Origin of the sequence: Nonomuraea sp. NPDC048826, from assembly GCF_043198225.1 — a bacterium.
Lineage (GTDB): Bacteria > Actinomycetota > Actinomycetes > Streptosporangiales > Streptosporangiaceae > Nonomuraea.
In genome coordinates, this window is the sequence record NZ_JBICUQ010000006.1 from 514,691 (window position 1) to 535,791 (window position 21,101).

The following is a 21,101-nucleotide window of genomic DNA, read 5'->3' on the forward strand; positions in this document are numbered from 1 at the left end:
CCGGAATGCCGGAGCCGGGCCGGGAAAGGCGGGAATTACGATGGGTGGGATGTACATCGCTGCATTGGACGACGGGGCGGTCCCGGAGATCCACCCGGACGCGTACGTCGCCCCTGGCGCCGTCGTGGTCGGCAGGGTCTCGATAGGCCGGGCGTCGAGCATCTGGTACGGGTCCGTCCTCAGGGCGGACAGCGAGCGCATCGAGATCGGTGAGGAGTGCAACATCCAGGACCTGTGCTGCCTGCACGCCGATCCCGGCGAGCCGGCCGTCCTGGAGCCGCGGGTGAGCCTGGGCCACAAGGCCATGGTGCACGGCGCCCACGTGGAGTCGGGGGCGCTGATCGGCATCGGCGCGATCGTGCTGGGGGGCGCCCACGTGGGGGCGGGCACGCTCGTCGCGGCCGGCGCGCTGATCGGGCCCGGCAAGAAGATCCCGGCCGGGGTGCTGGTGGCCGGGGTGCCGGGAAAGATCGTGCGTGAGCTGACCGACGACGACCGGGCGTCCTTCGCCCGTACGCCGGACACCTACATGGCGGCCGCGCTCAGGCATCGGCGGGCGTCAGCACTTTGATCAGCACCTCGTCGGAGACCGACGCGGTGTTCAGCGGGTCGGCGTAATCGGGGAGCTCCGGCCTGAGGAACCTGACGTAGTCGACGGTCATCTTCAGGTCGGGGCGGCCCCTGATCAGCTTGGCGTTGCCCTTGACGTGGTCCTTCTTGAGCGTGGCGTAGCTGTCCCAGTCGGAGTACGCGGTCACGCCCCACTGGAGCACCTCCGGAAACTCGGTCGGCCAGCGGGCGGCCACCTTCCACTCGCCGCCCTCCTCCTTGTAGAGAGCGGCGCACACCCTGCCCACCCGGGCCAGCACGAACTCGACCCAGCCGCTCTTGGCGGCCACTTCCTTGGGTTTGGAGCTGCCGTCCAGGGTGTACTTCGACTCCACCCGGCCGGCCTTGTCGGTCATGCCGGTGGTGATCGACACCCAGTTGGGGTTGTCGTACGAGCCGGGCACCCGGGCCATCAGCCCTCCGAGCGAGAACTTGCGGGTGGGCCTGCCTCCCGCCTTGCCCTCGACCTTCACCCGGGCGTGCATGACGATGTCGCCCGCCAGGTCCTGGTAGACGAACGGGCCCCGGAAGCCGTCGAACCAGGCGGAGGTCCTGGGCTCCAGGTAGAGGGCGCCCTTGGCGGTCTTGTCGGCGTCGAGCTTGGCGAGGCGGTCGACGTCCTTCTCCTTCTCGCTGAGCTTGAGCCACATCGACAGGTCCTTGGCGGTGGCGAACTCGGTGGAGGCGCCGCCCACCTCACCGCCCGGCGTGGGCGGCTGGGCCTTGTCGAGGGTGAGCACACCGGGGCCTTCCAGCGGTTGCTGGGCCGCCGTCACCGTCCCGCACGCGCTCACCACGCCCACGACCGCCATCATGCCCGCCAGTCTCGCCCTCATAGCGGACATTCTGCCGTGTACTGCCACCTGCCGGTTGCGGACGGGCTACTACGATGGCCGCCGTGCGCCCCTGGAATGCGTTCAACGCCGCCGAGGCCGAGATCCGCGCGATGGTCGAGGACCCGCGCTGGCAGGAGCTGCCCGACCACACCCGCGCGCACGCGATCGCCGCCAGGACCCTCGTGACCCGTGACGGCGACCGGTGGCTGTTCGGCGCGCACGCGCGCTGGCACCTGCACGACCCGGCCGACGGCCGCTGGCACCCGGCGCCGCCGCCCCGGCGGGTGCGAGCCCGTCAGGTGGGCCACTCCGCGGCGGCGCTGCCCGAGCCGGTGGTCCCGCGTGGTCCCGACTTCGCCGCCGAGCCGGGCTCCACCCAGGCCTTCGTCGGCCCCGACGTGCCGCGGCGGCTCTGCGAGCAGATCAGCGAGGTGCTGCGGGCCAACTGCCGCAAGAGCGAGCTGGACTACCCGCTCGCCGCCTTCGACGACATCTTCGCCGCCGACGTGCCGAGCACGGTCGCCGCGATCTGGGGCACGATCATGTGGTGCGCCTACGCGCCCGCCTTCGACGGCAACGAGCGGCTGATCACCATGTTCGGCGAGTTCCTGCGCCGGTCGCTGCCGGGCGACGAGTGGGTGCGCTGGCTGCCCGCGCCGCCGCTGTCGGGCCTGGTCACGCTGGTCGCCGAGCGGCAGCGGGCCGGTCATCCGCGCACCTCCCTGCGCCTGGCCGCGCTGATCGCCGACACCGCGCACCTCCTGCTGTCCGACACCCGGTTCAGGCCGCGGGCGCTGGCGCTGCTCACCATGGTGGAGCCCGCGCTCAGGAAGCCCGGCCTGGACGACGAGGCGGCCGCGCGCGGCGACGAGGAGCTGCGTGCGGCCTGGCTGCGCCGCTGCCCGCCGCGGCTGGCCCGGGCGGTGATGGTGGAGACCGACCCGGAGGCCCACCTGGCGCACACGGTCTACGACCTCGTCGAGGCGCTGGCCTACACCCCCGACCCGCCCCGGGCCGCCGCCGCCTACCTCGCCGACCTGTCCGACTCCAAGGGGAAGCTGCCGCCCCGGCTCGACCACCGGCTCCGGCACGCGTACGAGGAGCTGCTGCGGGCGGGGCTGACGAGCACGGCGGCGGGCGAGCACACCGAGCCCGAGGGTTTTCCGGTGCGGCCCGCGGCGTCGTATTCCGATCAATACCCGCATACCGGTTCCTTTAGCGGGCCGCTTCCCGCGCCCGGGGGGCCCGATACACGAACGGGCGGCTTTACGGGGCCCAATAAGTTGAGTACAGGTCACATTTCGGGCACGACTTCGGACGGCACCGGGGAGGGGCGGCTCGGGCTGCCGGGAATCGCGCTGCTCGACCAGCGCGGCGGGTTCACTCATGTGCGCGACGAGGCGGGCACCGGCCTGATGCCGCCCGACCGTGACAGCACGGCCGCGGTGCTGGGAGCGGCGTACGCGGTAGGGCTGGCCTGGCAACGGATCACCGGGGCGCGGGTGCCGGAGCGGGGGTTCGCGGGGTCGGCGGCGCTGGTGCGCCGGTTGATCACGGAACGCGATGACCCCTGTGGTCCCACGTAAACCACTAATGCCGCTATTTCACCCTAACTCCGCCTATATCGTTCTAACACTTAAGATCACGCGTTATTAGCTGAATTGTGATCTCTACTCGGGGAAATGATCCTCCTGGGGCCTCAGAGGCGACGAAAGGAATGACTCCGATGGGCCATGTCGCCGGAAGGGCCCGCGCCGTAACCTCGAAGAGGGTGTGGGCTGCGGAAGGAAGGACGACGCGGTGGGGCACGAAGACTTGGACACTCGGGTCCATGACCGTGTCGCGTTGGACGAGATTGCGCTTTACGCCGAGGTGCTCACCGCCGTCGCTATCAGCGAGCGGCGGCTGACCTTGGACGAGCTCGACGACGCGCTCGGATTGCGGACTTCGGCGAGTCGCTGAAGACGATCACATGACTTGGTCCCGGACTCCTCAGGGGTCCGGGACATGTCATGTCCGGGGTGACTCACGATGACTAGTCCTCCCGGGGGGTGTCCTCCTACGAGCGGACGAGACGCGCGATGGCGGCCGAGGCCTCCTTGACCTTCGCGTCGGCCTCGGGGCCACCGGTGGCGATGGCGTCGGCCACGCAGTGGGAGATGTGCTCCTCCAGGAGCCCCAGCGCCACCGCCTGCAACGCCCGGGTGGCCGCGGAGACCTGGGTGAGCACGTCGATGCAGTAGGCGTCGTCCTCGACCATGCGCTGCAGGCCCCGGATCTGCCCCTCGATCCGCCTGAGCCGGGTGAGATAAGCCTGCTTGTCTCCGCTGTACCCATGCATGCTTCCAACATACCCGCTACCGGTATCACTCAGCGGAGTCCGGCGAACAGCTTCTCCCACTGCTCGCCCACCTCGTCGGCGGCGTGGCGGATGGCGGTGTCGAGCGCCCCGGCGGCCAGCGAGCGCCGCCTGCGCTCGTCGCCGATGAGCGCCAGCATGGCCCCGGCGAACGTCTGCTCGTCGGCCTCCGGCACCAGCACCCCGTTGTAGCCGGTGGCCACGAACTCGGCGGGCCCGTGGGCGCCCTCGAACGCCACTACCGGCACCCCGCAGCCCATCGCCTCCAGCACGGTCATGCCGAGGTCGGCGGCGTGCGAGGTGTTGGCGACGATGGACGCCTTGGCGAACTCGCCGGTCAGGTCGGGGGTCGTGCCCATGAAGTAGACGTGGTTGTGCAGGCTCAGCTCGTCGACCAGGGCGCGCAGCCGCCGCTCCTCGGGGCCGCTCCCGTACAACCTGAGCCGCCAGTCGGGACGCTCGGCGGAGACGAGGGCGAAGGCGCGGATCAGTCTGTCGTACGACTTGGCCGCCACCCACCGGCCGCCCGCCGCCACGATGCGGTTGTCCATCCGCGAGCGCGGCCACGGCGAGCCGGGCAGCGCGTCGGGGATGGCGTGCACCGGCGGCCCGGAGTCGAGCAGCCCGGCCCACTCGTCACGGGCCGGCTCGGTGGCCGCCACGACCGCGTCCAGGCGCGGGTAGAGCTTCTTGACCGGCCCGGGGACCGCGGGCCTGCCCCACTCGCGGGCGATGCGCAGCGTCTCGCGCGGGGCGTGCCTGGCGACCTGCACGCTGAGACCCGGCCTGGCGGTGATGAGCACGTCGCACTTGAGCGAGCGCAGCACCCGCCACAACGCCACCTCGGTACGGACCTGACCCTGCGGGAACAGCCGCCTGACGCCGGGACGGGCGTCGACGACCGAGCGCATCCCCACGTCCGCGGCGACCGGGAAGAACGGCTTCTCCCGGTGCCTGCGCAGACTGATCACCTCGACCTCGTGCCGCTGGGCCAGCGCGCCGGCGAGGTTGAGCATGGAGCGCACGTCCCCCCGCATGGCGTAGGCGGAGGAGAGCAGGAAGCTGACCTTCACCCGCCCACCTCGATGCGCAGCTCATCGTCGGCCGTGTAGGAGGGCCGGATGGGCACGCCGTCGACGCGGGCCGACGGATACTGCAGGCGCCGCCGCTTGCCGTCGACGTCGTCGAGCCAGCCGCCCAGCCGCAACGGCTCGCCGACCCCGTCCACCTCCAGCGACGGCTCCCACGTACCCGAGGCCTCGGGGTCGGCGGCGAGCACGTCGACCAGCGAGACCGCGGCGTGGAAGCGCACGCCCTGCACGGTGGCGGTGGCCGACACCCGGGCGCCCGTCTGCCTGCGGTGCAGCGCCAGCATGGCCTCGTGGCGGGACTCGTCGTCCTCCAGGCCGGTGAAGGCGAGCAGGCCGGTGACCTCGAAGCGGCCCTCCCTGAACCAGACCGCGCGCACCTCCGCCACCGGCGTCGCGTCGTCGATCTTCAGCGCGAGATAGCCGTTGCGGGTGCGGTAGGAGCGGTAGGCCAGGGTGCGCTTGCAGAGCGCGTACGCGTCGAGATGGTCGAGCGAGAAGCCGGGGTCGATGCTGCGCAGCCGGCTGCGCTTGCCCTCGTGGCGCAGGTAGGTGTCCCAGCGCCCGGCGGTGAGCAGCAGCGGGGCCAGCGACACGGCGACGGTCGCCTCGCGGGCCACGGCGCCGGGCGTGCCGAGCGTCACCTCGCGCTCGACGCCGCTGGTGCGGTGGCGCAGCACCAGCTCGGTGCCGCTCTTCAACGGCTCCTCCATGGCCAGCCGCAGGGAGAGGACATCGGCGAGGGTGACTTCCGCGTCTGTCACCACGACGCTCACCGCGACCCCCTCCCCGTCGAATAGAGCCATGCGACGTTGAGGTTACCGTGATTTTCCCGTTATGTGGATGCCGGATTTCCCGGGATCACCCCTCTTGACCGGCGAAACTCCTCCACACGGGCGTGTGGAGGAGTTTCACTTTCCGAGTCAGGCAGGGGTCTTGACCGATTTGATCAGGAGCTGCGCGACGTCCACGACTTCGAGCGACTCCTTGGCCTCACCGTTGTTCTTCTTCTCATTGATCGCGTCGCCCAGCATGACCATGCAGAACGGGCACGCCGTCGAAACGGTGTCGGGATTCGTGGTCAGCGCCTCGTCCACCCGCTCGGTGTTGATGCGCTTGCCGATGCGCTCTTCCATCCACATCCGGGCGCCGCCCGCGCCGCAGCAGAACCCGCGGTCCTTGTGGCGGTGCATCTCCTGGGTCTGCACGCCCGGCACCTTCGCCATGATGTCGCGGGGCTGGGAGTAGACCTTGTTGTGACGGCCCAGGAAGCACGGGTCGTGGTAGGTGATCTTCTCCTCGATCGGCGTGACCGGGGTCAGCTTGCCCTCGTCCACCAGCTTGGCCAGCAGCTGGGTGTGGTGCACGACCTCGAAGGTGCCGCCGAGCTGCGGGTACTCGTTGGCCAGGGTGTTGAAGCAGTGGGGGCAGGTGGCCACGATCTTCTTGACGCCCGCCTCGTTCAGCGTCTCGATGTTCTGCTGGGCGAGCATGTTGAAGAGATACTCCATGCCCAGGCGGCGGGCCGGGTCACCGGTGCAGGCCTCCATCGGGCCGAGCACCGCGAACTTCACCCCGGCGATGTGCAGCAGCTCCGCCACGGCCTTGGTGGTCTTCTTGGCCCGGTCCTCGAGCGCGCCGGCGCAGCCCACCCAGAACAGGTACTCGGTGTCCTCGGGCATCTTGTCGTCGATCAGCTGGACCTCGAAGTCGAGCTCCTCGATCCAGTCGGCCCGCTTCATCTCGGACATGCCCCACGGGTTGCCCTTGTTCTCCAGGTTCTTGACCATCACCCCCGCCTCGGACGGGAACGACGACTCGACCATCACCTGGTAGCGGCGCATGTCGATGATGTGGTCGATGTGCTCGATGTCGACCGGGCACTGCTCGACGCAGGCGCCGCAGTTGGTGCACGACCACAGCACGTCGGGGTGGATCACGCCGTCCTCGCCGACCAGCGGCTTCTCCAGCAGCGCGAGCACGTCGGTGTCCTTGTGCTCGGCGCCGCCGTTCTGGGCGGCCATGAGGTAGGGGGCGACGGCGAAGGCGTGGTCGCGCTGGTCGAGGATGAGCATCTTCGGCGACAGCGGCTTGTCGGTGTTCCAGGCCGGGCACTGCGACTGGCAGCGGCCGCACTCCGTACAGGAGTAGAAGTCGAGGAAGCCCTTCCAGGTGGTGTCGCCGATCTTGCCCCGGCCCAGCCGCTCGGGGTCGAGGTCCTCGTCCTCGAAGTCGACCGGCTTGCCGTCGACCCGCATCTCGGGCACCGCGCCCATGCCGTCGGGCCGCCGCGAGAACAGCACGTTCAGCGGCGCGGTGAAGATGTGCAGGTGCTTGGAGTTCACCACGATGACCAGGAACACCAGCATGAAGCCGATGTGCAGGAGCAGCGCGATGTCCTCCAGCAGGGCGCTCTGCGGCAGCACCTCGCCCAGCGGGATCGACACGAACGCGCCGGAGGTGTAGGGCAGGTTGCCGTTGGCCGAGGCCGCGCCCCTGGCCAGGAAGAGCGTCCAGATGATGTTGAAGATCATGAACAGGACGAGCCACGCGCCGCCCAGGTGGGAGCCGGAGAACCGGGACTTGCGGCCCAGCGTCTTCGGCGAGTTCTTCACCCGGATGATCCCGAAGGCGACCAGGCCGAGGAGACAGGCGACGGCGATGAAGTCCTGCAGGAACCCGAGGACCGGCCACTGCCCGATGAGCGGGATGTGAAAGTTCGGCCGGCCGGTGAACGCACCCTGGATGATCGCGCCGTACGCCTCGATGTAGACGGTCAGCAGGATGAAGAACGCCCACATGACGAAGAAGTGCGCCACGCCGGACGGCGTCCACTTCAGCAGCTTCTTCTGGCCGAACACCTCGACCAGCTGTGCCTTGGCCTCGGCTCCCGCGTTGGCCTTGGCGTACTCGACGCGCTCAGGGGCCGGCGGGCCCACCGTGGCGAGTCTGAACAGGAATAGAGCCCTGCGGCCCGCCACGGCCACCGCCACGACGGTCATCACGAGCCCGATGATGGCTACCCAGAGCACGGGTCCTCCCACAACGACGTTGGCTTGCCAGCGTACGGTCACCGCGCTGACCTGGCCCCTCCGGGATCCTACCCGCGAGTAACTTCCAGAGGGTAACCGCGTTTCACCTTATGGGGCGGAGTCACTCCAGAACAATGCTCTACGTTGTGAGATAGCGCTGAATCGTCGGCGCCAGCAGCTCCACCAGCTCCTCGCGGCCGGCGCTCGCCATGGGCTCCAGCCGGAGCACGTAACGAGCCATGAGCACGCCGAACATCTGCGCGAACGCGGCCTCCACCCGCAGGTGCGGGATGCCGAGCCGGTCGGCCACCCGGTAGAGCATGGCGTTGGTGATGAACTCGCGGAACATCGTCCGCGCCTGCTCGTGGGTCATGGCCGAGCGGATCAGCGCGACCAGCGGCTCGCGGGTCTCCGGCTCGCTCGTCACCGTCAGCATCATCGTGACCAGTCGCCTGCCGAGCTCCTCACGAGGGCCGTCGAGCACCACGGAGTAGACCAGGTCGGGCGAGAACGGCAGCTGCATGGCCGCCGCGAACATGCCCTCCTTGGTGGAGAAGTAGTGGTGCACCAGCGCCGGGTCGACCTGCGCCTCCCTGGCGATGCCGCGCACCGTGGCCTTGTCGAAGCCCTTCTCGGCGAACACCTTACGGGCCGCCGCCAGGATCTCGCCGCGCGTGTCGGCCGAACCGGGACGCCGCCCGGGACGCCGCTTGATGGTGCTCACCGCCTCACCGGCCCACCGCCAGGTAGACCCGCATGGGCACCGACACCACGCCCTCGGGGAACTCCCTCGTCAGCTCCGCCCGCTGCCGCTCCACCAGCGCGTCGGCCTCCTCCGGCGACAGCGCCGCCATGTAGGAGTGGGAGCGCAGGTCGAGCAGGAAGTCCTCGATCCCGACCAGGCGGGTCCACGGGATCCAGCGCTCCTCCACCACCTCGAACGCCGCCGCGATCGGCGGCACCGACCACTCCTCCGTGGCCGGACCCCAGTAGGTGGGACACGCCCTGGCGAGCCGCTCCTCGTAGGCGGCCAGCCACTCGGCCTGGGCCGCGTGCGCGAGATTCCAGCAGGCGGCGATGGCCCCGCCGGGCCGCAGCACCCGCCGGGCCTCACCGATCGAGGTCACCGGGTCGAGCCAGTGCCAGGACTGGCCGTACGTCACCAGATCGGCGGAGCGCCCGGCCAGCGGCAGCGCGTTGCCGTCGGCCCGCACCGCGGCCACCCCCGCCGTGCCCTTGGCCCGCAGCCTGGCCAGCATCTCCGCGCCCGGATCGACCGCCACGACCCGGGAGCCGCGCGCCCGCAGGGCGTGCGCGAGCCGGCCGGTGCCGGCCCCCACGTCGACCGCCGTGGCGCCGTCCAACGGCACGCCGGACACCTCCGACAGCGCGTGGTAGAGCTCGTCGGGGTAGCCGGGCCGGCCCGCGTCATAGGCGTCGGCCACCCGGTCGAACACCCGCCCGAGCTCCCGGCTCGGCCCCGTACGCACCTGCCCGGAGCTCGCCTGGTGGGGGCGCGCCGACTCGGGCCGGGCGTGCTCGGACCGTACGTGCCCGGAGCTCGCCTGGTGGGGGTGCGCCGGCTCGGGCCGCACGTGTTCGGAACGCACGTGCTCGGAGCTCATCGGGAGGCCGCCAGGTAGAGGCGGGCGAAGGCGAGCGCCTCGGCGAGGTCGTCGATGCGCTCGGAGCGGCTGGCCGCCTTGCGGGTGTTGATCTCCAGGACGACCAGGCCGTCGTAGCCGTTGCGGGCCAGGCGCTCCAGCATCGGCGCGCACGGCTGGTTGCCCCGGCCGGGCACCAGGTGCTCGTCCTTGTTGGTCACGCCCATGCCGTCGGCCAGGTGGAGGTGCGCCAGCCGGTCGCCGAGCTTGGCGGCCATGTCCATGGCGTCGGACCCGGACACGGCGGTGTGCGACAGGTCGAGCGTGACGTGCGGGAAGTCGTAGTCGATGGGGTTCCAATCGGGTGAGTAGGGGACCACGTCGTTGCCACGGGCCCGGAGGGGGAACATGTTCTCGACCGCGAAGATCACGTCGGTCTCGTCGCGCATGCGGGCCAGACCGGTCTCGAAATCGCGGGCGTAGTCACGCTGCCAGCGGAACGGCGGGTGCACCACGACAGCGGAGGCGCCGAGGCGCTCGGCCGCCTTGCGCGCGCGGACCAGCTTGGCCCACGGATCACGCCCCCACACCCGCTGGGTGACGAGCAGGCACGGCGCGTGAATGGCGAGGACGGGCACCTCGTAGTGGTCGGAGAGCCGCTCGATCACGTCGATGTCCTGGCTCACCGGGTCGGCGCCGACCATGATCTCGACGCCGTCGTAGCCCAGACGGGCCGCCAGCTCGAACGCATCGGGCGTGCGTTCCGGATATACCGAAGCGGTGGACAATGCGATCTTCGCATTGGGCACGCGGATGACATCAGCCACGTTGCCAGCCTAAGCCGGATGTCCGGTGCGAGCGCGCCACCCCGTACGGTTGTCGCATGCCCAGGACGGTCCGCGGCGCGATCCCGAGCCCCAACATCTGGCACACACCCCACGTGTACGAGCTGGAGAACCGCGCCGTCGACCCCGGCGACACCGCCGGCGCGGCGATGCGCGAACTGCGGCCGTGGCGCGGCGCGACCCTCCTCGACATCGGCTGCGGCACCGGCTACCACCTGCCCGGCTACGCCGCCGAGGCGGCCCGGGTGATCGGCGTGGAGCCGCACCGCGGCCTGGCCGCCGCCGCCCGGCGCCGGTGCGCCGTGCTCCCCTCCGTCGAGGTGCACGACGCCGCCGCCCAGGATCTGCCGCTGCCCGACGCCTCGGTCGACGTCGCGATCGCACGCTGGGCGTACTTCTTCGGTCCGGGCTGCGAGCCCGGCCTGCGCGAGCTGACGCGGGTGGTGCGGCGCGGCGGCGCGGCCTTCGTCCTCGACCTCGACGCCTCCAGGGGCGCGTTCGGCCGGTGGTTCCAGCGCACGGTCCCGACCTACTCCGCGCCGCAGGTGGAGGCGTTCTGGGACCGCCAGGGCTGGCAGCGGCGGCCGCTCGACCTGCGCATGGTCTTCGAGCGTCGGGCCGACCTGGAGGCGGTGCTGCGCATCGAGTTCGCCCCCGAGGTCGCCGAGCAGGCCATCGCCGAGACGCCCGGCCTGGAGCTGGCCTATCCGAACGTGCTGCGCTGGCGGTTCTTCTGAGCGCTTGACCTTGACGCCGGTGTCAATGTTTACCGTGTCATCATGCGCATCGGAGAGCTGGCCCGGCTGACGGGGGTGAGCACCCGCTCACTCCGCTACTACGAGCAGCACGGGCTGTTGCGCGCCCGCCGGGGCGCCAACGGCTACCGCCACTACGCGGAAGAGGACGTCCGGCTGGTGTCGGAGATCCGCGCCCTGCTGGCGGTGGGGTTCACGCTCGAAGACACCCGCCCGTTCGTCGACTGCCTGCGCTCCGGTCACGACAGCGGCGGGTCCTGCCCCGAGTCGGTCGCCGTCTACCAGCGCAAGCTCGCCGAGATCGACGACGACATCCGGGTGCTGCTCGCGCGCCGGGCGGAGGTCGCCGCGCAGCTCGCCGACTCGTGCGAAGGCTGCTTCTTCAGAGGAGAAACATGATCACGCTCACCACGGACAACTTCGAGGAGCAGGTGCTCGGCGCCGACAAGCCGGTGCTGGTCGACTTCTGGGCCGAATGGTGCCCGCCCTGCAAGATGATCGCCCCCGTGCTGGAGGAGATCGAGGCCGAGCTCGGGCTCACCATCGGCAAGCTCGACACCGACCAGTACCCCGACATCCAGGCTCGCTACGGCGTCATGAGCCTGCCCACGCTGCTGCTGTTCGAGAACGGCCGCCCGGTCAAGCAGATCGTCGGCGCCCGTCCCAAGCGCATGCTCGTCCGTGAGCTGGGCCTGGAGTAATCCCATGGGCTGACGCTGATTCGTTCCCTGGGCTGATCCGCTCGCCCGGTCCCACGACTTAACGTGTGCCCATGCCCCGTACCGCCCTGGCCGGCCTCGTGGCGCTGGCAGGTCTGCTCGCGCTCACCCTGTTCGACCTCGCACCCCCCAGCCCGGTGAGCGCGTCCGCGCCTTCCGGCGCGTTCAGCGCCGAGCGCGCGTACGCACACGTCCAGGCCGTCGCCAAGGCGCCCCACCCGACCGGCTCCGCCGAGCACGCCCGCGTCCGCGACCACCTGGTGGCCGAGTTGCGCGCCCTCGACCTCGACGTCCGCGTCCAGGAGGGCGTCGGCGTGCTCCCGATCGACCACACCGGCGCGATCCCGATGGGCACGATGCGCAACATCGTCGCCGTCCGCCCCGGCACCGCATCCACCGGCCGCGTCGTGCTGGCCGCCCACTACGACTCCGTCGCCGCCGCCCCCGGCGCCGCCGACGACGGCGCGGGCGTGGCCACCATCCTGGAGGTCGCCCGCGCGCTCCCCCGCGACCACAAGAACGACGTCGTCTTCCTCATCACCGACGGCGAGGAGCAGGGCCTGCTCGGCGCGGAGGCGTTCGCCCGCGAGGACCCCCTGGCCAAGGGCACCGTCGTGGTGGTCAACAACGAGGCGCGCGGCGTGCGCGGCACCGTCCAGACGTTCCGCGCCGCGCCCGGCGCGGGTCCGCTGATCTCCCTGTACGGGGCCACGGTCCCGCATCCGTCGGCCGACTCGGCCTTCGCGGCCCTGCTGACCCTGCTGCCCAACAACACCGACTTCCACGTCTTCGACGAGGCCGGCTGGCTGGGCCTCGACTCCGCCTTCATCGGCGGCGGCGCCTACTACCACACGCCGCTCGACGACCCCGCCCACCTCGACCGGGCCAGCCTCCAGCAGATGGGCGACAACTCGCTGGCCCTCGTCCGCGCCCTGGCCGACGCCGACCTGCCGGCGCTGCGGACGGGCGAGGACGCGGTCTACTTCACCGTCCCGGGTCTCCTGGTGCGCTATCCCCTCGGGCTGGAGCTGCCGCTGGCGGCGGGCGCCGTGGTCCTCGCCGGAGTGCTGGTGTGGCGGCTGCGCCTCCGTCGTGACGTCACGCTTCCCCGCGTAGCGGCCGCCACCGGGCTGGCCCTGGTGCCCGTCCTGGCGGCCGCCGGCCTGGGTTACGCCACGATGCCCCTGCTGGCGGTGTTCCGGCCCGAGTATTCCGGCCTGCTCCTGGGCGACCCCTACCGTCCGTGGCTCTACCAGGCGGCTCTCCTGGTCGCCACCCTGGCCGTGGTCCTGACCTACCGCGTCGCCCTGCGCCGCCTCGGTCCCGCCTCCCTGGCCGTGGGCGGCGTCCTCCTGGTCGCCGTCCTGGGCCTGGCCTCGGCCGCCGCGTTGCCGGGCGGCGCCCACTCCTTCACCTGGCCCGCCCTCTTCGCCGCCCTCGGCTGGCTGGTCCACCTCCGCCTGGGCCGAACGGCGCAGAAGCCGGCCTCCGCCGACGACGCCCCGCGGGCCGGATGGCGTGCCTCACTCGGGCCAGTGGTCGCTCTCACCCTCGGGCTCGTGCCCGCGGCCATCCTGCTCGGCGGCACCGCCGTGGCGTCGCTAGACGTGGGCCTGACGATCGGCGGCATGATCGCCGCCCCGCACTTCGCGCTGATGCTGCTGCTCATGCTGCCGTTGATCGAGCGTGCCCTCCCCGCCCTCGACCGCCGCCGCGCCCTGCGGTCGCCCGCCGTGGCCGTGGCGCTCACCGCCGCCCTGGTGGCCGCCGGGCTGGCCGTCGACCGCTTCGACGCGGCCCATCCCCGGCAGGCGCGCGTGGCGTACGCGCTCGACACCGCGACCGGGCAGGCCCTCTGGGGCAGGCGCGGCGAGGCCGCCAAGCCTGAAGACAGCGTGCGGTTCTTCGGCGACGACGGGTGGACGACCACCCCCGCGCGGGCGGCGGCGCTGAAGTCCCCCGAGGTGCAGGTGCTCAAGGACGAGACGACCGGCGACCTCCGCACCCTCACCCTCCGCCTGACCCCGTCCGGCGCCACCCCCATCGTGGGCCTCGCCATGGAGCCGTCCGATCCCGCGAAGGGCTCCCCACCCCGCACGGACGCAACCGGCTCCCCGCCCGGCACGGACGCAACCGGCTCCCCGCCCGGCACGGACACGCCAGGCTCCTCGGCCGCCGCGGGCGCACCCGGCTCCCTGACCGACGCGGACGCACCCGGCTCGCTGGCCGACGCGGACGCACCCGGCTCTCTGGCCGGGCCGATCACCGTGGCCGGCCGGGAGCTGGCCACGGCCACCGGGTTCACCTATCACGCCCCTCCCGGCCCGCTGGAGGTCACGCTCGTCCTGCACCCCGGCCCGGCCCTGGTCCGGGTGTTCGAGCGCACCCCCGACCTCTCCTCCATGCCGGGGTTCGCCCCCGAACCTGAGACGGTGAACATGTCCCCGGCGGCAACCGCCTTCCGCGTCCACACCTTCTGATCGGCGGAATGTCGGTCCGGCCCGCTAGCCTGCTCGCCATGGCCAAGACTGCGCAGAAGCCCGGATACCGCTGCGCCGAGTGCGGCTGGCGCACCACCAAGTGGGTGGGCCGGTGCGGCGAGTGCCAGGCGTGGGGCACCGTCGACGAAGAGGGCGGCCGCGCCGGCGCCCACGTCGTCCAGGCCGGCGCCACCACCTCACCGGCGCTGCCGATCGGCCAGGTGAAGGCCGAGGTCGCCGCCGCCCGCACCACCGGCGTCGGCGAGCTCGACCGGGTGCTCGGCGGCGGCCTGGTGCCCGGCGCGGTCGTGCTGCTGGCCGGCGAGCCCGGCATCGGCAAGTCGACGCTGCTGCTGGAGGCCGCCGCCCGCATCGCCGAGCGCGAGACCGTCCTCTACGTCACCGGCGAGGAGTCGGCCGCCCAGGTCCGGCTCCGCGCCGACCGCATCGGCGCCGTCCGCGACCACCTCTACCTCGCCGCCGAGACCGAGCTGTCGGCCCTGATCGCCCACGTGGAGAAGGTCCAGCCCCGGATGCTCGTGGTCGACTCGGTGCAGACCGTCGGCTCCGCCCAGGCGACCGGCGTGCCCGGCGGCGTCACCCAGGTCCGCGAGGTCGCGGCCAACCTCGTGCGGCTGGCCAAGGAGCGCAACATGGCCACCGTCCTGGTCGGCCACGTCACCAAGGAAGGCTCCATCGCCGGCCCCCGCACCCTTGAGCACCTCGTCGACGTCGTGCTCAACTTCGAGGGCGACCGCCACTCACGGCTCCGCATGGTACGAGCGATCAAGAACAGGTTCGGCCCCACCGACGAGGTGGGCTGCTTCGACCTGCACGAGGGCGGCATCGAGGGCATCACCGACCCCAGCGGCCTGTTCGTCTCCCGCCGCACCGACCCGGTGCCCGGCACCTGCGTGACCGTCACGGTCGAGGGCACCCGCCCGCTGCCCGCCGAGGTCCAGGCCCTCGTGGCGCGCACCGAGGCCCAGCAGCCCCGGCGCACCTCCTCCGGCCTCGACACCTACCGCGTCCAGATGGTCCTCGCCGTGCTGGAGCGCCGGCTCAACGCCCGGCTGGGCGGCTGCGACGTCTTCACCGCCACCGTCGGCGGCATCAAGCTGAGCGACCCCGCCGTCGACCTGTCGGTGATGCTCGCCGTAGCCAGCGCCGCCGGCGACAAACCCCTCCCGCCCGGGCTGGTCGCCCTCGGCGAAGTCGGCCTCGCAGGCGAGCTCCGCCCCGTCAAGGACGTCCGCCGCCGCCTCACCGAAGCGGCCCGCCTCGGTTTCAAACGCGGCCTCGTCCCCCGCGGCTCCCTCGACGAAGGCCCCCGCAAGCCCAACGGCCAACGCTCCCTCGTCCCGGTCGGCCCCGTCTCCTTCGCTCCCGGCTTCGAGGTCGTCGAAGCTGAAAACGTCTGGGACGCCCTCACCCACGTAACCTGACCCCCGGTCCTAGACCGCGCTCCGGCCCCCGGCCCGAGGCACCAACTTCGGAACCGGGTCACGCCCCGAACCGGGGCACCTACTCCGGAACCTGGTGTCACGCCCCGAACCGGGGCACCTACTTCGGAACCTGGTGTCACGCCCGGACTGCGCCCCTGAGCGACCCCGGAACCACGTCACCTCGGGCCGAACTCCTCTGGAGCCGCGCCGCCTCCCCAGACCTCAGAGCCGCACCCTTACGTCCGAGACAGCCGGCACGCACCGTCTTCCTCAGGTCACCCGGCACCACGCCGCCTTGCCCGGGCTCACCCCCGTGTACCACGCCGCCTGTCCTCCCTCGGAACCTGGACTCGGGCCACCTCAGAGCCACGCCACCCAGCCCAGGAGCACCCGGCTCACTCCGGGACTTGGAGCACTGACGCGGAGACTTGCCAGGCGCGACGACTCAGCCGTCGCGGTCCACCGGACCACCCACCTCAGAACTCGGGCTTTCACGCACCTCACAACTCCCCCGGAAGGCCAGAACGTGCAGCCTGGGGCGAGGAGACGACGGCGCTGACGCCGGGAGCTTGGTGTGGGACGGCGACACAGCCGTCCCGGACCACCCGGACCACGTCGAAACCCCGGAGGGCTACGGAACCACGCACACCTCCCGCCTCCCGCAGAGGTCCTGACCGTGTGGGCTGGGACGGGAGCTTGCCGGAGGGGTGGTGGGACTGCTGGGGCGTTCCGAAGGTGCAAAGGTGTTGGTGGTGGGAAGGCCGACAAAGGATCGGTTCACGTGAAGTTCGTCCCCCTGGTGCCGTTGAAATCACTCCCAGGGGAGTCGCTACGGTGGTATGCCTCGCCCAAAGGCGGAGGAGAGAGTGGGACCGCGCAGCTAAGCTGAGCTTGACTATTTCGACACGGGGGTCAGGTGCCAAACGACCGGAGTCTTGACGACCGTCGTCGGGAAGCCCTGGCCGCAGTGGCGCCGGGCACACCCCTTCGCGACGGTCTGGAGCGGATCCTGCGCGGGCAGACCGGCGGCTTGATCGTGCTGGGTCACAACAAGACCGTCGAGCGTCTCTGCAGCGGCGGTTTCCATCTGGATGTCGACTTCTCCGCCACCCGGCTGCGCGAGCTGGCCAAGATGGACGGCGCGATCGTCGTCAGCGACGACGACAAGATCGTGCGTGCCGCCGTCCACCTGGTGCCCGATCCCACCATCCCGACCGACGAGTCCGGCACCCGTCACCGCACCGCCCAGCGCGTGGCCAAGGAGACCGGCCTGCCGATCATCGCGATCAGCAAGTCCATGCGGATCATCGCCCTCTACCTCGACGGCATCCGCTACGTGCTGGAGGAGTCGGCGGCCATCATGTCCAAGGCCAACCAGGCCCTGGCCACCCTCGAGCGCTACAAGCACCGGCTCGACGAGGTCTCCGGCACGCTCTCCGCCCTGGAGATCGAGGATCTGGTGACCGTGCGCGACGTGGCGGCGGTGGCGCAGCGGCTGGAGATGGTGCGGCGGATCTCCGACGAGATCAAGGGGTACGTGGTCGAGCTCGGCACCGACGGCCGGCTCCTCTCCCTGCAGCTCGACGAGCTGGTCTCCGGGGTCGACTCGGAGCGGGAGCTGGTGGTGCGCGACTATCTCCCGGCCCCGTCGGGCCGCCGTCAGCGCCGCCTGTCCGATGCCCTGCACGATCTCGACGCGCTGTCCGGCAACGAGCTGCTGGACCTGACGGTGGTCGCCGACCTGCTCGGCCACAACGGCAGCGAGAAGCTCGACAGCCCGGTGAGCCCGCGCGGCTTCCGCCTCCTGGCCAAGGTGCCCCGCCTGCCGGCCACGGTGGTCGACCGGCTGGTCAACCACTTCGGCAGCCTGCAGAAGCTCCTGGCGGCCAGCATCGACGACCTCCAGGCCGTCGGCGGCGTCGGCGAGTCCCGCGCCCGCAGCGTCCGCGAGGGGCTCTCCCGCCTCGCCGAGTCCTCGATCCTCGAACGGTACGTCTGACCACCTGCCGCATCCCGAACGGCCCGTACAACCGGTCACGCCCCCGGGCGGCGGTCAGAACTCCAGGCCGGTCACAACCCCACGCCAGTCGCATCCTCAGGCCGGCCACACCCCCGCACCGGTTACGCCTCCACGCCGGTCACAACCCCACGGCCGTCACGGCCCCGCAGCAGGTCACAACCCCACCCCGGTCACCCTCAGGTGGGACAGACGGTCGGGGTCCGAGAGGATGTCGATCTCGGCGATCCTGCCGTTCATGACGGTGAAACTGAGGACGGAGATCAACCGTCCGTCCAGCGTGTTGACCAGCCCGGCCTGGCCGTTGACGAGGGCCGGGTGGCAGGTGGTGGCGGTGGCCATGCGCTGGAAGGTGGAGGCGCGTCCGGCCACGGCCGTGATGCCGCGGAGGACCTGCCTGCCGCCGAGCGCCCCGCTGTCGGCGCGCAGCACCACGTCGGGGTCGAGGATGGACACCAGCGCGTCGAAGTCGCCGCCTCGCGCGGCAGTGAGGAACGCGTCCACGGCCCGGCGCTGCCCGGCCGGGTCGGGGTCGGGGCTCGGGGCCGCGCCGCGGACGCGCCCGCGGGCTCGGCTGGCGAGTTTCTTGGCCGTAGCCGGGGTGCGGTCGACGATGGGCGCGATCTGCTCGAACGGCAGGCCGAACATGTCGTGCAGGACGAACGCCAGCCGTTCGGCCGGGTTGAGCGATTCCAGCACCACCAGCAGCGCCAGCCCGACGGAGTCGGCCAGCAGCGCTTCCTGTTCCGGGTCGGTCACGCCGTCACGGCTGATCACCGGGTCGGGCAGGCGGTCCTCCAGGGACTCCTCGCGGCGGGCCTTGCGGGTGCGGAGCATGTCGAGGCAGACCCGGCCGACCACGGTGGTCAGCCAGCCGCCGAGGTTGTCGATGGCGCCCGGGTCCGAGCGCGCCAGCCGCAGCCACGCCTCCTGCACCGCGTCCTCGGCCTCGGTGAGCGAGCCGAGCATGCGGTAGGCGACCGCCTTCAGGTGGGGGCGGTGGCCCTCGAACTCACCGGCCAGGAAGTCAGGGTGCGTCACGGTCTCGGTCCTCTCCTTCACCTACGTCATACAGCTGACGTGGCGAACGGCCGAAAGGTGACCGGTCACCTTCGCCGCGCGGGTTCCGTCAATGCGGCGGAACACCGTACGGAAGGGAACCCACCATGACCACCACAGAGCCCCAGGCCCGTCTCGTCGACCCCATCACGCTCGTCCCCGAGCTGAAGGACATCGGCGGCGCCCTGTACAAGGCGACCTCGAACGGCACGATCCCGCGGACCACCATCAGCCTGGTCCAGCTGCGGGCCGGCCAGCTCGTCGGCAGCACGTACCTGACCGTCCTGCACACCCGCAACCTGCGCCAGGCCGGCGCGACGGAAGAGAGCATCACCGCCGTGGTCTCCTGGCGGGACGCGCCGTACTTCAGCGACGCCGAGAGGGTGGCGCTGGAGCTGGTCGAGGCCGTCCTGACGCCGAGCGCGGGAGCTGAACGAGTCCCCGACGAGCTGTACGCGCGAGCGTCCGGGCACTACGACGACAAGGCGCTCGCCACGCTCATCATGGCCATCGGCCAGGTGTGCTTCTTCCTGCCGCTGGCCCTGATCGGCAAGCCGCTGCCCGGGGTGGCCCCCTCGCGGCAGTGGCGGAGCTGACCCTCGGCGGGGACGCCTAGCGGAGGTGGAAGACGCCCTTGGGGCTCCGGTGCTTGCCCATGCGGGCCACCGCGACGTACGTCCCGGGGAGGGCGTCGGGCGGGTCCGCCCGGCAGCTCCCGCTGGAGCGGCGCCGGTTCCAGTCGAGGGCGCGGACGTAGGGCACGCCGCGTTCCAGCTCGCGCGTCTCCACCCCCGGCCCGCTCACGCAGTCGGCGGTGGACCAGATGCGATCCTCGCCCGAGGTGATGCGGATCTCCAGGGCGCGCGGGCCGACGTCGGCCTTGCACATCACCGGCCCGGTGTTGACCACCGTGACGATGAAGTGCGGGCGCGTGCCGCTCGCGTAGATCTCCTGTTTGCCCTGGAGGTGGAGCACCAGGTCGTCCTCTTCGCAGGCCTCGCCCGCACGCCTGGCGCGCGGGGTCTTGCTCGGGCTGGGCGTGGGGGACGGGCTCGCCGTTCCCATGGCCAGCGTACGCAGCCCCGCGAGCAGAGGGTCCGTGACCGGGGCGGGGCTGTGCGAGGTCTTGGCGTCCGAGGTCTCGGCCGGGCCTCCCGAGCTGGAACAGGCCCACGCCACCACCGCCACCACGACGAGCACCGCGATGAGCAAGCTCATACGCCGCCGCCAGTAGACGTCGCCCCCGAGTCCCGGTTCTCCCCGCATGGTTTCCGGATCCATGTGGCCAGGATGGGTAACCATCTGATGACGGGCGGTGACGACACGCCGGACCTTGCCATCTCGTCATACGCTGGGCCGCGTGATCGAGCCGAAACTCCTACACCTTCCCATTCTGGAGTGGTACGAAAACAACGCCCGGGACCTCCCGTGGCGCGCCCCCGACCGGTCTCCGTGGGGAGTGCTCGTCAGCGAGATCATGCTGCAGCAGACGCCGGTGGCCAGGGTGCTGCCGACCTGGAACGACTGGATGACCCGCTGGCCCACCCCGAAGGCCCTGGCGGCGGAGCCCTCCGGTGAGGCGGTGCGGGCGTGGGGGCGGCTCGGCTACCCGCGCCGGGCGCTGCGCCTGCACGCATGCGCCACGGCCATCACCGAGCGGCACGACGGCGAGGTCCCGTCCGACCACGCGACGCTGCTCGCCCTGCCGGGCATCGGCGAGTACACCGCCGCCGCGGTCGCCAGTTTCGCGTACGGGGGCCGGCACGCGATCCTGGACACCAACGTGCGACGGGTCTTCGCCCGGGCGGTACGGGCCGAGGAGTATCCCCCGACGGCCACCTCGGCCGCCGAACGCCGCCTGGCCGAGGCGCTCCTCCCCGAGCTGGGCGCGGCCCGCTGGGGCGTGGCGGTGATGGAGCTGGGCGCGCTCGTCTGCACCGCCCGCGTCCCCCGGTGCGAGAGCTGCCCGATCGCGGCGGTGTGCGCGTGGCGGCTCGCCGGCAAGCCGCCGCACGCGGGCCCGGCCCGCAAGGGGCAGACCTACGCGGGCACCGACCGCCAGTGCCGCGGCCGCCTCCTCGCCGTCCTGCGCGAGGCCCACGGCCCGGTGCCGAAGGCGGCACTCGACGCGGTCTGGGACGACGCGGTACAGCGCGAGCGGGCCCTCGACGGCCTGATCGCCGACGGCCTCGCCGAGGTCCTCGACGACGGCACCTACCGCCTGCCCGCCTGACCCCGGCCGCGGATTCACAC

20 protein-coding genes are annotated in these 21,101 nt (G+C 71.5%); 10 read left to right on the forward strand and 10 right to left on the reverse strand.

The window, feature by feature from the left end; genetic code table 11:
* The first annotated feature begins 49 nt into the window (after positions 1-49).
* Entirely contained in the window at positions 50-571 is a 522-nt protein-coding gene (locus ACGFI7_RS24165) for a gamma carbonic anhydrase family protein (protein ID WP_393408296.1), read from the forward strand.
* Here the strand turns inward: ACGFI7_RS24165 and ACGFI7_RS24170 are convergent.
* Positions 543-1,445 (reverse strand): hypothetical protein, encoded by a 903-nt coding sequence (locus ACGFI7_RS24170; protein WP_393408298.1) that lies wholly within the window; start codon positions 1,443-1,445, stop codon positions 543-545. The two genes, ACGFI7_RS24165 and ACGFI7_RS24170, sit on opposite strands and share 29 nt — an antisense overlap.
* Positions 1,446-1,507: 62 nt before the next feature.
* Here ACGFI7_RS24170 and ACGFI7_RS24175 point away from each other — a divergent pair, with 62 nt between their 5' ends.
* Complete coding sequence (locus ACGFI7_RS24175) at positions 1,508-3,031, forward strand: hypothetical protein (protein ID WP_393408300.1); 1,524 nt, start codon at positions 1,508-1,510, stop codon at positions 3,029-3,031.
* Between the two features lie 473 nt (positions 3,032-3,504).
* Here the strand turns inward: ACGFI7_RS24175 and ACGFI7_RS24180 are convergent, their stop codons facing one another.
* The 7 genes from ACGFI7_RS24180 to ACGFI7_RS24210 all read right to left on the reverse strand — a co-directional run bounded on the left by ACGFI7_RS24180 (position 3,505) and on the right by ACGFI7_RS24210 (position 10,355).
* Complete coding sequence (locus tag ACGFI7_RS24180) at positions 3,505-3,786, reverse strand: metal-sensitive transcriptional regulator (protein ID WP_393408302.1); 282 nt, start codon at positions 3,784-3,786, stop codon at positions 3,505-3,507.
* Positions 3,787-3,815: 29 nt separating this feature from the next.
* Positions 3,816-4,877: a glycosyltransferase gene (locus tag ACGFI7_RS24185; RefSeq protein ID WP_393408304.1), complete on the reverse strand. Its 1,062-nt coding sequence runs from the start codon at positions 4,875-4,877 to the stop codon at positions 3,816-3,818.
* Positions 4,874-5,698, reverse strand: coding sequence for a hypothetical protein (locus ACGFI7_RS24190; protein WP_393408306.1), 825 nt, complete (start codon positions 5,696-5,698; stop codon positions 4,874-4,876). The genes ACGFI7_RS24185 and ACGFI7_RS24190 overlap by 4 nt, the downstream gene beginning before the upstream one ends.
* Positions 5,699-5,815: 117 nt before the next feature.
* Positions 5,816-7,924 (reverse strand): (Fe-S)-binding protein, encoded by a 2,109-nt coding sequence (locus ACGFI7_RS24195; RefSeq protein WP_393408309.1) that lies wholly within the window; start codon positions 7,922-7,924, stop codon positions 5,816-5,818.
* 139 nt (positions 7,925-8,063) lie between these two features.
* Positions 8,064-8,648, reverse strand: coding sequence for a TetR family transcriptional regulator (locus ACGFI7_RS24200; RefSeq protein WP_393408311.1), 585 nt, complete (start codon positions 8,646-8,648; stop codon positions 8,064-8,066).
* Positions 8,649-8,652: 4 nt separating this feature from the next.
* Positions 8,653-9,534, reverse strand: coding sequence for a class I SAM-dependent methyltransferase (locus ACGFI7_RS24205; RefSeq protein ID WP_393408314.1), 882 nt, complete (start codon positions 9,532-9,534; stop codon positions 8,653-8,655).
* 11 nt (positions 9,535-9,545) lie between these two features.
* Positions 9,546-10,355: a sugar phosphate isomerase/epimerase family protein gene (locus ACGFI7_RS24210; protein WP_393408316.1), complete on the reverse strand. Its 810-nt coding sequence runs from the start codon at positions 10,353-10,355 to the stop codon at positions 9,546-9,548.
* Positions 10,356-10,411: 56 nt separating this feature from the next.
* On the opposite strand from ACGFI7_RS24210, the gene ACGFI7_RS24215 reads away from it, so the two are divergent.
* From ACGFI7_RS24215 to disA, 6 genes are all read left to right on the forward strand, one after another.
* Entirely contained in the window at positions 10,412-11,110 is a 699-nt protein-coding gene (locus tag ACGFI7_RS24215) for a class I SAM-dependent methyltransferase (protein WP_393408319.1), read from the forward strand.
* A 42-nt stretch (positions 11,111-11,152) separates the two neighbouring features.
* Positions 11,153-11,527 carry a MerR family transcriptional regulator gene (locus tag ACGFI7_RS24220; protein ID WP_393408321.1) on the forward strand — a complete coding sequence of 125 codons (375 nt, stop codon included), beginning with the start codon at positions 11,153-11,155 and terminating at the stop codon, positions 11,525-11,527.
* Positions 11,524-11,829, forward strand: coding sequence for a thioredoxin (gene trxA / locus ACGFI7_RS24225; protein ID WP_393408323.1), 306 nt, complete (start codon positions 11,524-11,526; stop codon positions 11,827-11,829). The genes ACGFI7_RS24220 and trxA overlap by 4 nt, the downstream gene beginning before the upstream one ends.
* 71 nt (positions 11,830-11,900) lie before the next feature.
* Positions 11,901-14,327 carry a M20/M25/M40 family metallo-hydrolase gene (locus ACGFI7_RS24230; protein ID WP_393408325.1) on the forward strand — a complete coding sequence of 809 codons (2,427 nt, stop codon included), beginning with the start codon at positions 11,901-11,903 and terminating at the stop codon, positions 14,325-14,327.
* A gap of 38 nt (positions 14,328-14,365) precedes the next feature.
* On the forward strand, positions 14,366-15,772 hold the full coding sequence (radA, locus tag ACGFI7_RS24235) for a DNA repair protein RadA (protein WP_393408328.1): 1,407 nt from the start codon (positions 14,366-14,368) through the stop codon (positions 15,770-15,772).
* Between the two features lie 916 nt (positions 15,773-16,688).
* Entirely contained in the window at positions 16,689-17,771 is a 1,083-nt protein-coding gene (gene disA, locus ACGFI7_RS24240) for a DNA integrity scanning diadenylate cyclase DisA (RefSeq protein WP_393408331.1), read from the forward strand.
* Positions 17,772-17,945: 174 nt separating this feature from the next.
* Here disA and ACGFI7_RS24245 read toward each other — a convergent pair whose 3' ends face one another.
* Entirely contained in the window at positions 17,946-18,830 is an 885-nt protein-coding gene (locus ACGFI7_RS24245; protein ID WP_393408334.1) for a sigma-70 family RNA polymerase sigma factor, read from the reverse strand.
* A gap of 125 nt (positions 18,831-18,955) precedes the next feature.
* Between ACGFI7_RS24245 and ACGFI7_RS24250 the strand changes: the two genes are divergently transcribed.
* Positions 18,956-19,444, forward strand: a complete 489-nt coding sequence (locus ACGFI7_RS24250; protein WP_393408336.1) for a carboxymuconolactone decarboxylase family protein — start codon at positions 18,956-18,958, stop codon at positions 19,442-19,444.
* 16 nt (positions 19,445-19,460) lie between these two features.
* On the opposite strand, the gene ACGFI7_RS24255 is transcribed toward ACGFI7_RS24250, so the two are convergent.
* Positions 19,461-20,129, reverse strand: coding sequence for a hypothetical protein (locus ACGFI7_RS24255; RefSeq protein ID WP_393408339.1), 669 nt, complete (start codon positions 20,127-20,129; stop codon positions 19,461-19,463).
* 79 nt (positions 20,130-20,208) lie between these two features.
* On the opposite strand from ACGFI7_RS24255, the gene ACGFI7_RS24260 reads away from it, so the two are divergent.
* Positions 20,209-21,081 (forward strand): A/G-specific adenine glycosylase, encoded by an 873-nt coding sequence (locus ACGFI7_RS24260; RefSeq protein WP_393408342.1) that lies wholly within the window; start codon positions 20,209-20,211, stop codon positions 21,079-21,081.
* The last annotated feature ends 20 nt before the right edge of the window (positions 21,082-21,101 follow it).

Bases quoted from the DNA above. Each gene is read 5' to 3' on its own strand.
- ACGFI7_RS24180 (WP_393408302.1), bottom strand. From the start codon at position 3,786: ATGCATGGGTACAGCGGAGACAAGCAGGCTTATCTCACCCGGCTCAGG.
- ACGFI7_RS24220 (WP_393408321.1), top strand. From the start codon at position 11,153: ATGCGCATCGGAGAGCTGGCCCGGCTGACGGGGGTGAGCACCCGCTCA.
- ACGFI7_RS24230 (WP_393408325.1), top strand. From the start codon at position 11,901: ATGCCCCGTACCGCCCTGGCCGGCCTCGTGGCGCTGGCAGGTCTGCTC.
- ACGFI7_RS24170 (WP_393408298.1), bottom strand. From the start codon at position 1,445: ATGAGGGCGAGACTGGCGGGCATGATGGCGGTCGTGGGCGTGGTGAGC.
- ACGFI7_RS24215 (WP_393408319.1), top strand. From the start codon at position 10,412: ATGCCCAGGACGGTCCGCGGCGCGATCCCGAGCCCCAACATCTGGCAC.
- ACGFI7_RS24165 (WP_393408296.1), top strand. From the start codon at position 50: ATGTACATCGCTGCATTGGACGACGGGGCGGTCCCGGAGATCCACCCG.
- ACGFI7_RS24190 (WP_393408306.1), bottom strand. From the start codon at position 5,698: ATGGCTCTATTCGACGGGGAGGGGGTCGCGGTGAGCGTCGTGGTGACA.
- ACGFI7_RS24255 (WP_393408339.1), bottom strand. From the start codon at position 20,129: ATGGATCCGGAAACCATGCGGGGAGAACCGGGACTCGGGGGCGACGTC.
- radA (WP_393408328.1), top strand. From the start codon at position 14,366: ATGGCCAAGACTGCGCAGAAGCCCGGATACCGCTGCGCCGAGTGCGGC.
- trxA (WP_393408323.1), top strand. From the start codon at position 11,524: ATGATCACGCTCACCACGGACAACTTCGAGGAGCAGGTGCTCGGCGCC.
- ACGFI7_RS24250 (WP_393408336.1), top strand. From the start codon at position 18,956: ATGACCACCACAGAGCCCCAGGCCCGTCTCGTCGACCCCATCACGCTC.